Genomic DNA, 14,996 nt, shown 5'->3' with positions numbered 1-14,996 from the left:
TGGGAGGAACGGGAGGGTCGATGGTGCGCTGCCTGGTCACCGGGGCGACCGGCTACATCGGTGCCCGACTGGTGCCCCGACTGCTCGACGAGGGCCACGCCGTTCGCGCCCTGGCGCGCAACCCGGACAAGCTGGCCGGCGTGCCGTGGCGCGCGCGGGCCGAGGTGGCGCGCGGCGACCTCGGCGACGTTGGGTCGCTGATCGCGGCGTTCGACGGGATGGACGTCGTCTACTACCTGGTCCACTCGATGGGCGCCTCCAAGGACTTCGCCGCCGAGGAAGACCGTGCCGTGCGCAACGTGGTGACCGCCGCACGCCGCACCGGGGTGCGGCGGGTGGTGTATCTGAGCGGGCTGCATCCCGAGGGCACCAAGCTGTCCGAGCACCTCGAATCGCGCGCGGCCGTCGGCGAGGCCCTCATCGACTCCGGCATCGAGACGGTGGTGCTGCAGGCCGGCGTGGTCATCGGGTCCGGTTCCGCGTCCTTCGAGCTGATCCGCCACCTCACCGACCGGCTGCCCCTGATGACCACGCCGAAGTGGGTGCACAACAAGATTCAGCCGATCGCGGTGCGCGACGTGCTCCATTACCTCGTCGCCGCGGCGACGGCGCCGGTGCCGGAATCGCGGACCTGGGACATCGGCGGACCCGACGTCCTGGAGTACGGCGACATGATGCGGGTGTACGCCGAGGTCGCGGGCCTCGGGCGGCGCTATCTGGTCGTGCTGCCATTCCTGACCCCGACGATCGCCAGTTTGTGGATCGGGGCCGTCACGCCGATCCCACCCGGGCTGGCCCGCCCGCTCATCGAATCGCTGGAATGCGATGCGGTGATGCGCAATTCGGACATCGACAGCATCATCGACCCGCCGGCGGGCGGCCTGACAGGCTACCGCCGCGCCGTCGAATTGGCGCTCGACCGCGGGACGCGCGGACTCGAGCCCGCCACCTGGGCCTCGCTGGGCTCGGATCCCGCCGAGCCGCTGCCCAGTGACCCGCACTGGGCCGGCGAGATCATCCACACCGACGTGCGCACCGCCGAGACCGCCGCGCAGCCCGCCGATGTGTGGCGGGCGGCCGAGGCCGGGATCGCCCGAAGCCGCCTCTTCAGGGGCTGGGTCGTCGAGGAGCGGGAACCCGGCAGCGCGCTGCGACTGCACTCCGGGCCGAGCTCGGTGGGCCAGGGCTGGCTCGAGATCGACGTGGCGCCGCGGGACGGCGGGGGCGCCCGGTACACGCAGCGGGCGACCTTTGTGCCGCGCGGCCTTCCGGGGCGGCTGTACTGGGTCGCGTCGCGGCCCGTGCTCGCGGCCGCGCTGCGCGCCCTGGCACGTGACGCCGCGTGACCGGTCAGACGCCGAACAACGGGGGCAGTGCGAGCACCATGATCAGGCCCCACACGAGGTGGGTGAGCACCGGCGCCAGCACGCCGCCGCTGGCCCGGCGCTCCAGCGCGCACACCATCCCGAGAATGATCGCCGCGAATCCCAGCATCGGGTTGCCGCTCGCCAGGGTCGCGCAGGTGTACAGCAGCGTCGAGATGAGCACCGGGTGGTACCGCCCGAGGGCGGTGTAGAGCGCGCCCCGAAAGAAGATCTCCTCGGCGACGCCGTTGACGAGGGTGATCACCACGATCACCGGATACCACCCGTGGTGGGCGTAGAGCAGCACCCGGGTGATCAACTCCGCTACGGGCGGTATCTCCCGGGCGATCAGCCCGCCCACGATGAACACCCCACCGAGCAGCAGGCCCACGGTCGTCCCGGTGATGACGGGGCGCTGGTTGCGTCCGCGCCAACAGATGCCGCCCAGGTGCAGCGGGCCCGAGACGAATCCGCCGGCGACCCATACCGCCGCCAGCGCCAGGGTCAACCAGTAGAAGCTCGACTCGCCCGGATGACAGCGCAGCGAAAAGCCGAGCACCACCGCGCCGATCACCAGCGTGATGGCGACGATGACGCGCCGGCGCCGCACCACGCCCGGCGGCTCGTTATGGGGCACGGCCACGTTGGTGATCGCGCGGCGCAACTCGGAGAAGGCGGTGGCGCGGTACGGCGCGGTCGACTGGCTCATGCCGGACGCACCTTCGCGTTCAACGCGAAAAGGATGTCGAGGCCGGTGCGCAGGGCCCCGGCGAGCGGGCCGGGGACGTTGTTGACCAACCGCAGGGTGGGCCGGGCGACGCGCGGGGTGATCGCGCGGGCGACCCGCCGGATGCGCAGGGCGTCGCCGCCGGCCCAGGCGGGGTCGCTGTCGGCCAGGTCGTGCGGATCGGTCAGCGCGTTGACGGGTTTCGGCCGGCGCCTCGACCCGGCCAGCGCCAGGGCGATGGCGTCCTCGACGCCGAGCAGGCCCCCGGGCGGGTCGGGCACGCGGTCGCGCAGCCCGCTGACCGACGCCACCATCGGATGGTCGAGCGACTCGACCAGGTCCGCGGCCAGCCCCGGGGGAACCGGCAGCGCGACGCCGGTGATCAGCGACGCCAGGGCCATGTCGATCCTGCCCACCGGCAACGAGACATGCCACCTGCCCGAGACGCGCGCGTACGTCTTGAGCAACCCCCGGTAGGTGGTGGTGCCCGGCCCGGAAATGTCGTACGCGCCCGCGGGCACCCGGGCGGGGTCCGCCGCCGCGACGAGGTAGTGCAGCACGTCGCGGATCGAGATCGGGTCGATCGGGTTGTCCATCCAGCTCGGTATCGGAATGAGCGGGAACCGGTCCCCCACGTACCGCATCATCTCGAACGACGTCGAGCCGGCGCCGATGATGATCGCCGCGCCCAGCCACACCAGCTCGGGCCCGCCTTCGACGGTCAGGGCCTCGGCCACCTCAGCCCGGCTGGTCAGGTGCTCGGACAGCGCCTCGTCGGCCGGCACGAAGCCGCCCAGGTAGACGATGCGCCCCACCCCGGCGTCGCGGGCCGCCACCGCGACGTTGTGGGCCGCGGCCTTGTCCGCGTCGCGGAAACCGGGCTGGCCGATGGCGTGCACCAGGTAATACAGCACCTCCACCGGGCCGGCGGCGGCCAGGCCGGCCCGCACCGACGCCGGATCCGACGCGTCGAGGGTGACCGGGATGACATCGTCGGACCAACCGAAACGCTTGAGGCGCCCCGGGTTTCGGGTGGCCGTCACGACCTGATGCCCCTCCCCCAGCAGCGCAGTGACCAGGCGCGATCCGACATAGCCGGTGGCGCCGGTGACCAGAATCCGCATACCCCGACACTAGCCAGACTTTTGAACCGATGCGGCGTGCGCACCGTGACCCCCACATGGAGGAGATCATCGGGGGCGCTTCTACGCGCGTGCGTATCGAAAATTCAACAGCGGACCCGTCCGTCGCGGGCGTGGCCGTCACATTTCCACCCAACCGCTACACACAGGACGAAACCATCGGGGCGCTGACCGACTTCGCCGGTCCGGAGTTCCGGCGTTTTGCGCTCAGCAGCGGGGTGGAGTTCAGGAACACCGCGCTGCCGCTGTCGCGGTACGGCAAGCTGAGCGGCTTCACCGAGGCGAACGACGCCTACATCGAAATCGCCCTCGACCTGGCCGAGCAGGCGATGCTCGCCGCGCTCGCCCAGGCGAAGCTCGAGCCGTCGGACGTCGACGCCGTCTTCTCGACGACGGTCACCGGGTTGTCCGTGCCGTCGCTGGAGGCGCGGCTGGCAACACGGATCGGGCTGCGCCAGGACGTCAAACGCATCCCGTTGTTCGGCCTGGGTTGCGTGGCCGGCGCGGCCGGCATGGCCCGCGTGCACGACTATCTGCGCGCGTTCCCCAACGAGGTGGCGGCGCTGCTGGCGGTCGAGCTGTGCTCGCTGACCGTCCAGCGGCAGGACAATTCGATCCCAAATCTGGTGGCTTCCAGCTTGTTTGGGGACGGCGCCGGGGTCGTCGTCGCGACCGGGGCCAACCGCGACGCGGCCGGGCCGAAGGTGCTGGCCACCCGCAGCCGGACCTACCCCGACACCGAGGACGTGTTGGGCTGGAACATCGGCAGCAACGGGTTCGGGATCGTCCTGTCCGTCGAGATCTCGACCATCGTCGAGAAATTCCTGGGCGACGACGTCCGCGCATTCCTGGCCGACCACGGACTGGCCACCACGGACGTGTCGACGTGGTTGTTGCACGCCGCCGGCCCCAAGGTGATCGACGCGGTCGAAGAAGTGTTGGAGCTGCCGCCGGATGCGCTCGAGGTCACCAGAAACTCGTTGCGCAACAACGGAAACCTCTCGTCGGTTTCGGTACTTGATATACTGCACGCCACCATGGCCGACCCACCGTCGCCGGGTTCGATCGGGCTGATGGTCGCGATGGGACCGGGCTTCTCCGCCGAATTCGTCCTGCTGCGCTGGTAGGGCCGGATAACGCTATGTATTACCTGCTGATCCTGGCCGTCGCCATCGAACGCGTGGCGGAGCTGGTGGTGTCCAAGCGCAACGCGCAATGGTCTTTTGCCCAGGGCGCCAAGGAGTTTGGCCAATCCCATTACCCGGTGATGGTCGTCTTGCATACCGCGCTGCTGCTCGGCTGCATCATCGAGCCGTGGGCGCTGCACCGACCGTTCATCCCGTGGCTGGGCTGGCCGATGCTGGCCATCGCCGCGCTGAGCCAGGTGCTGCGCTGGTGGTGCATCACGACGCTGGGGCACCGGTGGAACACCCGGGTGATCGTGCTGCCGAATGCGCCGTTGGTGCGCGAGGGCCCCTACCGATGGCTGCACCATCCCAACTATGTTGCGGTGGTGGCCGAGGGGTTCGCGCTGCCGCTGGTGCACACGGCGTGGCTGACCGCGGCGATCTTCACGCTGGCCAACGCGATGCTGCTCGGGGTGCGCCTGCACGTGGAGAACTCGGCCCTGGGCTACACGTCATGACCTACGACACCGATCTGCTGATCATCGGGGGCGGTCCCGGGGGCCTCGCAACGGCGTTACACGCTCGGCGGCTTGGGCTTTCGGTGATCGTGGCCGAACCGCGCGAGGGCCCCATCGACAAGGCGTGCGGCGAGGGGCTGATGCCCGGCGGTTTGGCGGAGCTGACGTCGCTCGGGGTGGACCCGGCCGGCATGCCCTTTCGCGGGATCGCCTATGTGAGCGAGCATCGCCGGGCCGAGGCGCTGTTTCGCGATGGGTCCGGCCGGGGCGTGCGGCGCACCACGTTGCACGCCGCGCTGGCGGCGCGCGCCAAAGAGCAAGACACCGAGTGGATTCGGGCGCGGGTGACCAGCGTCGAGCAGGACGCGCACGGCGTGACGGCTGCGGGTGTGCGCGCGAAATGGTTGGTGGGCGCCGACGGGCTGCACTCGGCGGTGCGGCGCGCGGTCGGCATCAAGGCCACGGCCGGAACACCGCGGCGCCACGGGGTGCGGTGGCACTTCAAGGTGCCGGCGTGGTCGGAGTTCGTCGAGGTGCACTGGTCCCGCTGGGGCGAGGCGTACGTGACGCCGGTGGAACCCGACCTGGTGGGCGTGGCGATCCTGTCCGGGGGGCGGCCCGACCTGGGCTGGTTCCCGTGGCTGGCCGAGCGCCTGAAGGACGCCGATCGCGGGCAGGCCCGCGGCTGCGGCCCGCTGCGTCAGGTGGTCTCCCGCCGCGTGGCGGGACGGGTGCTGCTGGTCGGCGACGCGGCCGGATACGAGGATGCGCTGACCGGCGAGGGCATCAGCCTCGCGGTCAAGCAGGCGGCCGCGGCGGTCGACGCCATCATCAGCGACGCGCCGTCGTCATACGAGGCCGCGTGGCACCGGGTCACCCGCAACTACCGGCTGCTCACCCGGGCGGTGGTGCTGGGCAGCGCGCCGGTGCTGGCGCGCCGCGCCATCGTGCCGGCGGCCGCGATGCTGCCCGGCGTGTTCGGGGGCGCGGTGAACATCCTGGCGCGCTAGCTAGCGCGCCTGCCAGACCGGTTCTCGCTTCTCGGCGAACGCCAGGGGCCCCTCCTTGGCGTCCTCGGACCTGATCAGCGAACGCATTTCGCGCACGGTGCGCTCCCAGCCCGGCTCGTCGCCCACGATGACGCCGTCGTCGACCCCGTAGGCGATGCGCTTGCTGGCCTGCACCGACAGCGGCGCGTTGGCCGTCACCCGGGCGGCCAGGGCCAGCGCGGCGTCCAGCACCTCCCCCGCACCGACGACCCGGTTGATTAGGCCCCATCCGAGGGCGTCCGCCGCGGTGATCGGCTCGCCGGTCAGCAGCAGCTCCATCGCCACCTTGCGGGGCAGGTGGTCGATGATCCGGAAGACGCCGCCGGCCGCGGCGATCAGGCCACGTTTGACCTCCGGCAAGCCGAACGTGGCCCGTTCGTCGGCGACCACCAGGTCGCTGGCCAGCGCGAGCTCGGTCCCGCCGCCCAGCGCGGTGCCGTTGACCGCGGCGATCGTGGGCTTGTCGATGAAGTGGTGCACATAGCCGGCGAAGCCCCACTCGCCGTGCTCCGGGTGATAGAGGTTCTCCCGGCGCGAGATCGCCTTGAGGTCGGCGCCGGCGCAGAACGACCTGTCGCCGGCGCCGGTGATGACCACCGCCCGCACGCCGGGGTCGTGCTGCGCCTGCTCCAGCGCGTCCCCGACGGCGATGCTGACGGCCGCGTTGACCGCGTTGCGGGCCTCCGGCCGGTTGATGGTAATGACCATCACGTTGCCGCGAAGCTCGACGAGAGCGCCGGGCGGGTCGTTATCCCCTTGGGTCACAAGAGTTCCACGATGGTCGCGTTGGCCTGGCCACCGCCTTCGCACATCGTCTGCAGGCCGTAGCGGATTCCCTTGTCGCGCATGTGGTAGAGCAGCGTGGTCATCAGCCGCGCCCCCGAGCCGCCGAGCGGGTGGCCCAGCGCGATGGCGCCGCCGTGGGGGTTGAGCTTCTTCTCATCCGCCCCAATGTCTTTCAGCCACGCCAGCGGGACGGGCGCGAACGCCTCGTTGACCTCGTAGGCCCCGATGTCGCCGATCGAGAGGCCGGACTTCTTGAGCGCCTTCTGCGTCGCCGGGATGGGCGCCGTCAGCATGATCACCGGGTCGGCGCCGGCCAGTACCGCGGTGTGCACCTTGGCGATCGGCGTGAGGCCCAGTTCCTTGGCCTTCTCTGCCGACATGAACAGGAGTGCGGCCGAACCGTCGGTGATCTGCGAGGAGTTGCCGGCATGGATCACCCCGTCCTCCTTGAACGCCGGCTTCAGCGACGCCATCTTCTCCATCGGGGTGCCGCGGCGGATGCCCTCGTCCTTGAGCACTGTTGTTTTTTCGTGACCATCGGTCACATTGATGCCCACGATCTGATCGTCGAACGCGCCGGAATCCTGTGCGGCGGCGGCCTTTTCGTGGGACCCCAGCGAGAACTCATCGAGCGCCAGTCGATCGAACCCCCACTGCTCGGCGATCATCTCGGCGCCGAGGCCCTGGTTGGGTGTCTTGTGGTAGCGGTCCTTGAAGGCCTGCGGGTAGGGGTTGCCGCCACCGGCCAGCGATGATCCCATCGGCGTCCGTGACATCGACTCGACACCGCCGGCGACGACGACGTCGTAGTGTCCGGCGACCACGCCCGCCGCGGCGAAGTGGATGGACTGCTGGCTCGACCCACACTGGCGGTCGACGGTCACGCCCGGCACGGTCTCGGGCCAGCCGGCGGCCAGCAGCGCGGTGCGGCCGATGTCGAGGGCCTGCTCACCGGCCTGCATGACGCAGCCCCAGATGACGTCGTCGACGATTCCCGGATCGATGCCAGCCTTGTCGACCAGGCCGTTGAGGACCTGCGCGGACAGGTCGGCCGGGTGCACCCCCGACAGGCTTCCGTTGCGCTTCCCGAGTGGTGAGCGGACTGCCTCGACGATGACGGCTTCAGGCATGGTGGTGTCTCCTTTGACGTGTGGGCCTTGCGTCGATTGTCAACCAAGGGGTTGGACGGGCGATGGCCGGGGTCCCACCCGTACCGTGAGCAGACCATCACTCGATCGGCGAACGCGATAGCGCATGTGATACCGCATTCGAAAGTCGCTGATTAGTCGCGTGCGCCGCGGCGCAGACCCCTAGCCGGCCGGGTATCCCACCGACTTGATCTCGGTGTACTGGTCGAAGCCGGCGACGCCGTTCTGGCGACCGACCCCGCTGTACTTGTAACCGCCGAACGGGGTGTCGGCGCCGTACGGGGCGCCGCCGTTGACGCCCATGAAGCCGGCCCGGATGCGGCGCGCCACCGCCAGCGAGTGCTCCAGCGAGCCCGACATCACGTTGCCGGCCAATCCGTACTTGCTGTCGTTGGCGATCCGGATCGCGTCCTCCTCGTCGTCGAACGGGATGACCGACAGCACCGGGCCGAAGATCTCCTCCTGGGCGATCGTCATGGAGTTGTCGACGTCGGTGAAAAGCGTTGGCCTGACGAAGAATCCCTTGTCGAAGCCGGTGGGCGCGTCCGGACCGCCGACCAACGCGGTGGCGCCCTCCTCGACACCCTTCCGGATGTAACCCATCACGCGGTTGCGCTGCACCTCCGAGATCACCGGGCCGCACAGGGTTCCGGGGTCCTGCGGGTCACCGCAGGTGACGTTCTCGTAGATGCTCTTGAGGATCGCCACGCCCTCCTCGTAGCGAGACCGCGGCAGCAACATCCGGGTGGGGTTGGCGCAGCCCTGCCCCGCGTGCATGCACGGCGCGATGCCGATCGCGCAGGCCATCCCGAAGTCGGCGTCTTCGAGCACGATGGTCGCCGACTTGCCGCCGAGTTCGAGGAACAGCCGCTTCATGGTCGCCGCGCCCTTTTCCATGATCCGCTGGCCGACCACGGTGGAGCCGGTGAACGAGATGAGGTCGACCTTGGGCGACAGCGTAAGCTCCTCGCCGACAAAGTGATCCGACGCGGTGACGACGTTGACGACACCCGCCGGGATGTCGGTCTTTTCGGCGATCAGCCTGCCGAGGCGGGTCGCGTTGAACGGCGTGTTGGGCGCCGGCTTGAGCACCACGGTGTTGCCGGTGCCCAGGGCCTGGCCGAGCTTGTTGAGGGTGACCTCGAACGGAAAGTTCCACGGCACGATCGCGCCGACCACGCCCACCGGCTCGCGCCAGACCTTGCGGGTGGTCAGCGTCCCGGTCAGGCTGATCACCTTGTCACCGAGGTCGGTCTCCCAGGCGTACTCGTCGATCAGCCGGGCGGGGTACTTCAGTCCGTCTTCCAGTGGGGCGTCCAGCTGCGGGCCGAACGTGATCGCCCGGGGGGAGCCGACCTCGAGGATGAGCTCCTCGCGCAGCTCCTCCTTCTCGGATTCGATGGCCTCGTGCAGCTGCAACAGGCAGCGCTTGCGCAGCTCACGGTTGGTGGACCAGTCGGTCTCGTCGAAGGCGCGCCGGGCGGCGTCGATGGCCCGCTGCATGTCTTCCTTCGACGCGTCCGCGACCTCGCCGAGCGGCTCCTCGGTCGCCGGGTTGATGTTGGTGAAGGTGCCGGCCTGACCCTCGACGAGCTTGCCGTCGATCATCATCTTGGGCTCGAAGCGCACCTTTACAGCCTCGGTCATGTTTGTCACTCTCTTCTGAGTCGTTGAGGGGCTACGGAGAGCCTTACCGGAAAGTAGCCGATTGGCAAGCAGGAACCTCTTCGGCCCTGGCTATTGGGGGTCGAAGAGCACCGGCACCGAGGTCGGAGAGCGGAAAACCTGCCCGCGGACGTGCGGGTCGTCCCCGTCGGGATCCAGCCGCAGGTTCGGCAGCCGGTCGAGCAGAAGATTGATGGCGGTGCGCATCTCCAGGCGCGCCAGGTGCATGCCGAGGCAGACGTGCACGCCGTGCCCCCAGGCCAGGTTCGGCCGTTGCTGCCGGTGGATGTCGAACGTGTCCGGCTCGGGATAGCGATCTTCTTGCCGGTTCGCCGCGCCCAGCATCGGCATCACCGTCGCGCCGGCCGGGATCGCCACCCCGCCGAGCTCGGTGTCGCGGGTGGCGACCCGGGTGATGGTCAGCAGCGGCGGCTCCCACCGCACCCCCTCCTCGATCGCCTGCGGCAGCAGCGACCGATCCGCGCGGACGGCGTCCAACTGAGCGGGGTTCGACAGCAGCGCCAACAGCAGGCTGCCCAGCGCCCGGTAGGTCGTTTCCACGCCGGCGGGCAGCAGCAGCCGAAGGAAGGAGAAGATCTCCTCGTCCGCGAGCTTTTGCCCGTCGATCTCCGCCGCACCGAGCGCGCTGATCAGATCGTCCTTCGGCTCGGCCCGGCGGGCCTCGAGTATCGGGGCGAAGTAGTCGCACAGGGCGGCCGAGGCCGCCAGGCCCCGCTCCGGGTTCATCAACCAGCTCAGCAGCGAAATCGACCACCGCTGGAACTGTGGGTAGTCCTTTTCCGGCAAGCCCAGCAGGCCCGCGATGATCTGGCTGGGATAGTCAAAGGTGAACTCCTTCACCAGATCCGCTTTGCCATGCGGCGCGAAGTTGTCGATCAGGCTGTTGGCCACGCGGCCGACCAGCTCGTCCTGCCAGCGCGCCAACGACTTCTGCGAGAACGCCTTTGACACCAGGGAGCGCAGCCGGCCGTGCACGGGTTCGTCCATGCCGAGCATGACCCCTTCCCCCAGCACCGGGCCGAACGCCGCGATGACGGCCGCCGAGGAAAACGTCTCGTTGTCGCGCAACATCTGCTGGACATCCTCGTGGCGATACACGATGAACATCGGCAGCGATTCCTCGTGCGGAAGCGCCCCCGACGTTTCCAGGCGCTGCACCGGTTCCTCACGGCGCAGCCGCGCCAATTCGGTGTACGGGTCGCGCACGTCACCGGATATCGCGTCATCGAAGGCGCCGAAATCCTCGAGGTCGTCAAACAGCTGTTCCATCGCCTACTCCTCACTCCCCGTGCGGCGCTTGGCCGCCAGCGACGCCAAGCGCCGCAACACCGGCGCGGGAAGAACTCGCGCGACAAGCACCATCGCCTTTTGGGTTGTCGTCAACGGCCACGCCCCGCCCCGCATCGAGCCCCGTCGCGGGATGCCCAGCACGATCCGCGACACATGGTGCATGCCCGACGCCGGGAGAATCTTGTTGGCGGCCAACAGCATCGAGGCGTCCGGACCGACCCCGCGGCGACGGAACGGCTTCTGGTCGTCCAGCGCCTTCAGCAGCCCGTCGGTGAACCGCTCGGGTGGCCGGGCCAGCTTCATCGCGAGGCGCCCGCGGGTGTTCATCGTGGTGTGCAACCGCGCGTAGGGGCCCCCGAAATCGCGATTGTCGGTGGTGCCGGCGTCGGTGATGATCTCGGTGTCGTACGTGCCTGCCACCAGGACGGTGACACCCAGCCCGAAGGGCGCGATCTCGCACGCCATCGATTCGCCCCATCGCTCCAGCGCCCCCTTGGCCGCCGAGTACGGGGCGGTGGCCGGCTGTCCGCGCACGCCGGCGGCGCTGGACACCAGGACGATGCGCCCCTCGCCCGCCGCCCGCATGGACGGCAGCAGGGCCTGGGTGAGCGCGACGGGACCCAGGACGCTGGTGGCGAACATGCTCTGCCACAACGCCATGTCGGTCTCCTCCACCACGCCGGCGGCGGAGATGCCCGCGTTGTGCACCAGGGCGTAGGGCGCGCCCACGGCTTCCTCGATCGCCTTGGCCGCCGCGGAAATCGACGCGGCATCGGTCAGGTCGAGCTGGACACCGATGAGCCGATCGTCGTCGCGGCCGGCCCCTCCTGATCCAATGGCTTCCTGTAGCAGCGGAAGCCCGCGGTCGGGTGTCCGCATCGCCGCGACGACGCGCCACCCCTCGCGATACAGACGCACGGCCGACGCGAACCCCAGTCCGCGCGACGCACCGGTGATGACAACCGCGCGCGGCTCAGCCATTCTTGCCCGTGGCGGCGCACGCACCCGCACCCGGCGGGGGCGAGTCGACGTGCGGCCGCCCGTTCGGCTGGCCACTCATCCAGGTCGACCAGATGCCGACCGAATACGGCCCCTGGGCGCCGGCTGTTTCGTAAAACCCTTGTGGGTCATAGACTTTGGCCTCCGGATACGGCCACGGGCAGGCCACCGAGGTCGCCGCCTTGGTGGCCTTGATGACCGCGAACCACGCCCCGTAGGCGAAATAGGACACGTTGATGATGGCGAACATCACCAGGAACGTGCCGAGCACCGGGCGACCCGGGAAGATCCTGGCTTTCGCGGCGAGCTTCTCCGCCACCGACTTTCCGGTGTCGTCGCGGTAACAGAGGATCGCCGCGGGCACCATCACGAACGTCACCGAGAACGACTCCCAGATCAACGGGAATTGGAATGTGGTGCCGGTGAACACCGAGCCCCAGGGAATCACCTGGGAGTAGATGTACATGCCCATGTGGACCAGCTGGATCTCCAGCCACGCATCGAAGACGAAGCCGATGGCACAGGTCAGCACGCCCAGGCTGACCAGGGGGTGCCGCGACACGAAGGCCTCCGGACCCTTGCGCGCCTGCAGTTTGCGCAGCATCCAGATCGCCGGGAAGTACGGCCCGAAATAGAAAGTGACGTAGCCGAATACGACGAACGGCTCGACGGTCGGCGACAGCGACACCAGCGGCCAGGACTCCGGCCAATGGATCAGATCGGGGTTGTAGACGGCGAACGGCGCCCAGTTCATGATCGGGTCCTGCCACACGATCAGCGTGGTGCACAGGAACATCAGCATCACCGGGCTGCCGGGATTGCGGCGCCATCCCCTGACGAACACGACGAGCAGCACCAGCAACATGATCACCGTGGAGATCTGCAGGAAGGTGATGTAGTCCAGGCCGAAGATGAACTTCACGGGTCGCGGCCGGCCCTGCACGTTCGGGTTGGCGACGCGCGGGTCGAGCGCGACGCGGCAGTTCGCGATGAAGAAGAGCGCGAATGCCGCCAGGGCGGCACCGGCGACCCAGCCTCCCCAGCCGCGCTTTACCCCCCGCTGCGGGGATGCCGGCTTCTCCTCCGCGGCAAGAGGTGCGGATTGCTCAGTGCTCATTCTCGTCACCCGTCCTCTCCGAAGCGATCGACCAGATGCGAGTTGACGCCGTCGGCATCGAGGGTCCGGGCCACCAGGTAACCGGCGCCCATCCAGGCCCGCCGCGTCCACTTGCCGAACGACACCCGGGTGCCGGGCGCACCCGAGGCGGCGGGCATCATCTTCACCCGCTCCAACGCCTCCTTGACACCGCGCGGGCTGAGCGGGTGCGCGTCGGCGAAGGCGCGCACCAACGTGGCGGCGACGTCGCGGTTGACCACCGGCACGCAATATTCGGGACGACTGCCCTCGTATTTCTGTGCATAGCGGTCGAGGAAGTCCTGGCCGAGCCGGTTCGCCTCGTCGTACTGGTCGACGCCGACCCAACCCATGAACGCGCTCCACATGATCGGATTCACCCAGGCGTTCTGAAACGCCGTGGTGGTAAATCGCGGCGGATCCCAGTCCGCGGCTTCCAACGCAGGGTTGATGAAGACAATGCCGAAGCCGAAGCCCAGGTGCACGACCGCCTCCGCCTTCGCATCGTGCAGGGTGCGCACCGCCTCGTTGATGTCCTGCGCCGTCTGGGCGATCGCCGCCTCCGCCACGACGCGAATGCCCTTGCGCCGGCACGCGCTTCGCAGGTTCTTCAGGTAGCTCTCGCCGATCAGGCTCTGCTCGACGAGCACCCCGATCTCGCTGAGTCCGCGCTTGGCGACCAGGTCCGCGATAAAGATCGGCTCGTCGGTCATCGATCCCTGCGGGAACGCGAACGTCCATTCGCCCAACCAGTCGTCGGTTCCGGTGACGCTGATCGCCGGCACCCGGAACCGCTCGTCGATCGCCTCCCGGGTGGGCACGCAGTTATCGGTGATGTGCGGCCCGAACACCACCAGGCAGCCCTCGTCGACCAGCTCGCCGAACGCGTCGATGACCGCCTTGACCGAGCCCTTGGGGAGACCCTCCACCTCGCGGTAGATCATTTGCACCGGGCGATCGATCAGTCCCTGTTCACGGGCTTCTTCGAAAATGAGGTCGAAGCACCGCGTGAAACTCGCCAACAACTCTTCCGGAAAGCCCGGCGGGAGCGCGAAGTCCATCAGGTAGCCGACCTTGATCGGCTCTGCGCTGCTTTCGTAGGACATCCGACCTCCCGGCCACAAACCTAATATTTGTTCAGACCCTAGCGGCGGCGGTATGCACCGTCAATCATCGGACGCCGCCGCCCAGGTAGATCTCGATCATCTCGCTCAGCGCCTCCCCCACGGCGACGTCGTCGGTGAGCGGCCCGGCGATCGCCGCCCGGGCGGCCTCCCGCATGGTCAGGCCCTCCGCGACGAGCCTGCCCGCGGCGATCAGCACGCGAGTCGACGCGACCTCACGCAACCCGCCGGTTTCCAGGCGGCGGATGGCCTGCCCGAGACGCACCAGCTCGGCCGCGGTGGCCGCGTCGACGCCCGCCTCGTGCGCAACGATCCCCTCTTCGACATCGGCTGCGGGAAAACCGAATTCGAGGGCGACCATCCGCTGGCGCGTCGAATCCTTCAGATCCTTGAGGACGCTTTGGTAGCCGGGGTTGTAGGACACCACCAGGCCGAACCCGGGCGCGGCGTCCAGCGTGACGCCGAGGCGCTCGATGGGCAGCTGGCGCCGGTGGTCCGCGAGCGGGTGCAGCACCACGGTGGTGTCCTGTCGGGCTTCCACCACTTCGTCCAGATAGCAGATCGCGCCCTCCCGCACCGCGCGGGTCAGCGGGCCGTCCACCCACACCGTCTCGTCGCCTTGCAACAGATACCGGCCGACGAGATCGGCGGTGGTGAGGTCGTCATGGCAGGCGACGGTGATCAGTGGCCGGCCCAGGTCGTAGGCCATCGCCTCGACGAAGCGGGTCTTGCCGCACCCCGTCGGCCCCTTCAAAACGAGCGACAGCCCCTGGCGGTAGGCGGCCTTGAAAATGGCTTCCTCATTGCCGATCGCCTTGTAATAGGGCCGCACGCTTTCCGCCTCGGGGGTCACGCCGTTCCGGTGAGCAAACCCGGACTCGTTGGGCATAGCTTCCCTTCC

At 68.9% G+C, this 14,996-nt stretch carries 14 protein-coding genes; 4 read left to right on the top strand and 10 right to left on the bottom strand.

Translation table 11 applies throughout. The annotated features are described in order from the left end of the window. Positions 1-20 precede the first annotated feature (20 nt). Positions 21-1,346, top strand: a complete 1,326-nt coding sequence (locus tag MTAB308_RS23440; protein WP_077102592.1) for a DUF2867 domain-containing protein — start codon at positions 21-23, stop codon at positions 1,344-1,346. Positions 1,347-1,350: 4 nt separating this feature from the next. On the opposite strand, the gene MTAB308_RS23435 is transcribed toward MTAB308_RS23440, so the two are convergent. Further along, positions 1,351-2,073, bottom strand: coding sequence for a CPBP family intramembrane glutamic endopeptidase (locus MTAB308_RS23435; protein WP_077102591.1), 723 nt, complete (start codon positions 2,071-2,073; stop codon positions 1,351-1,353). Next, positions 2,070-3,215: an NAD(P)H-binding protein gene (locus tag MTAB308_RS23430; protein ID WP_077102590.1), complete on the bottom strand. Its 1,146-nt coding sequence runs from the start codon at positions 3,213-3,215 to the stop codon at positions 2,070-2,072. Before MTAB308_RS23430 ends, MTAB308_RS23435 begins: the two co-directional genes overlap by 4 nt. Positions 3,216-3,271: 56 nt before the next feature. Between MTAB308_RS23430 and MTAB308_RS23425 the strand changes: the two genes are divergently transcribed. The 3 genes from MTAB308_RS23425 to MTAB308_RS23415 are packed head-to-tail and all read left to right on the top strand — an operon-like array spanning position 3,272 to position 5,888. Beyond that, positions 3,272-4,360 carry a type III polyketide synthase gene (locus MTAB308_RS23425; protein ID WP_077102589.1) on the top strand — a complete coding sequence of 363 codons (1,089 nt, stop codon included), beginning with the start codon at positions 3,272-3,274 and terminating at the stop codon, positions 4,358-4,360. A gap of 14 nt (positions 4,361-4,374) precedes the next feature. Then, positions 4,375-4,878, top strand: coding sequence for an isoprenylcysteine carboxyl methyltransferase family protein (locus MTAB308_RS23420; RefSeq protein ID WP_077102588.1), 504 nt, complete (start codon positions 4,375-4,377; stop codon positions 4,876-4,878). Beyond that, positions 4,875-5,888, top strand: a complete 1,014-nt coding sequence (locus MTAB308_RS23415; RefSeq protein WP_077102587.1) for an NAD(P)/FAD-dependent oxidoreductase — start codon at positions 4,875-4,877, stop codon at positions 5,886-5,888. Before MTAB308_RS23420 ends, MTAB308_RS23415 begins: the two co-directional genes overlap by 4 nt. Here the strand turns inward: MTAB308_RS23415 and MTAB308_RS23410 are convergent, their stop codons facing one another. From MTAB308_RS23410 to MTAB308_RS23375, 8 genes are all read right to left on the bottom strand, one after another. After that, on the bottom strand, positions 5,889-6,692 hold the full coding sequence (locus MTAB308_RS23410; RefSeq protein WP_077102586.1) for a crotonase/enoyl-CoA hydratase family protein: 804 nt from the start codon (positions 6,690-6,692) through the stop codon (positions 5,889-5,891). It lies immediately after the preceding gene. Next, positions 6,689-7,843, bottom strand: coding sequence for a thiolase family protein (locus MTAB308_RS23405; protein ID WP_077102585.1), 1,155 nt, complete (start codon positions 7,841-7,843; stop codon positions 6,689-6,691). Before MTAB308_RS23405 ends, MTAB308_RS23410 begins: the two co-directional genes overlap by 4 nt. A 180-nt stretch (positions 7,844-8,023) precedes the next feature. Beyond that, positions 8,024-9,508 (bottom strand): aldehyde dehydrogenase family protein, encoded by a 1,485-nt coding sequence (locus tag MTAB308_RS23400; RefSeq protein WP_077102584.1) that lies wholly within the window; start codon positions 9,506-9,508, stop codon positions 8,024-8,026. 90 nt (positions 9,509-9,598) lie between these two features. Beyond that, entirely contained in the window at positions 9,599-10,816 is a 1,218-nt protein-coding gene (locus MTAB308_RS23395; RefSeq protein ID WP_077102583.1) for a cytochrome P450, read from the bottom strand. Between the two features lie 3 nt (positions 10,817-10,819). Beyond that, complete coding sequence (locus MTAB308_RS23390) at positions 10,820-11,818, bottom strand: SDR family oxidoreductase (protein ID WP_077102582.1); 999 nt, start codon at positions 11,816-11,818, stop codon at positions 10,820-10,822. Beyond that, complete coding sequence (locus MTAB308_RS23385) at positions 11,811-12,953, bottom strand: spirocyclase AveC family protein (RefSeq protein WP_077102581.1); 1,143 nt, start codon at positions 12,951-12,953, stop codon at positions 11,811-11,813. Before MTAB308_RS23385 ends, MTAB308_RS23390 begins: the two co-directional genes overlap by 8 nt. Positions 12,954-12,958: 5 nt before the next feature. Next, positions 12,959-14,077, bottom strand: a complete 1,119-nt coding sequence (locus MTAB308_RS23380) for an ABC transporter substrate-binding protein (protein ID WP_077102580.1) — start codon at positions 14,075-14,077, stop codon at positions 12,959-12,961. Between the two features lie 64 nt (positions 14,078-14,141). Next, a complete protein-coding gene (locus MTAB308_RS23375) occupies positions 14,142-14,984 on the bottom strand; it encodes a CbbQ/NirQ/NorQ/GpvN family protein (protein ID WP_077102579.1) in 843 nt (280 codons plus the stop codon). Between the last annotated feature and the right edge of the window lie 12 nt (positions 14,985-14,996).

Source organism: Mycobacterium terramassiliense (genome assembly GCF_900157385.1).
In the GTDB taxonomy this organism is placed as follows: Bacteria; Actinomycetota; Actinomycetes; order Mycobacteriales; family Mycobacteriaceae; genus Mycobacterium; species Mycobacterium terramassiliense.
This window is presented reverse-complemented; position numbering and strand designations above follow the sequence as displayed.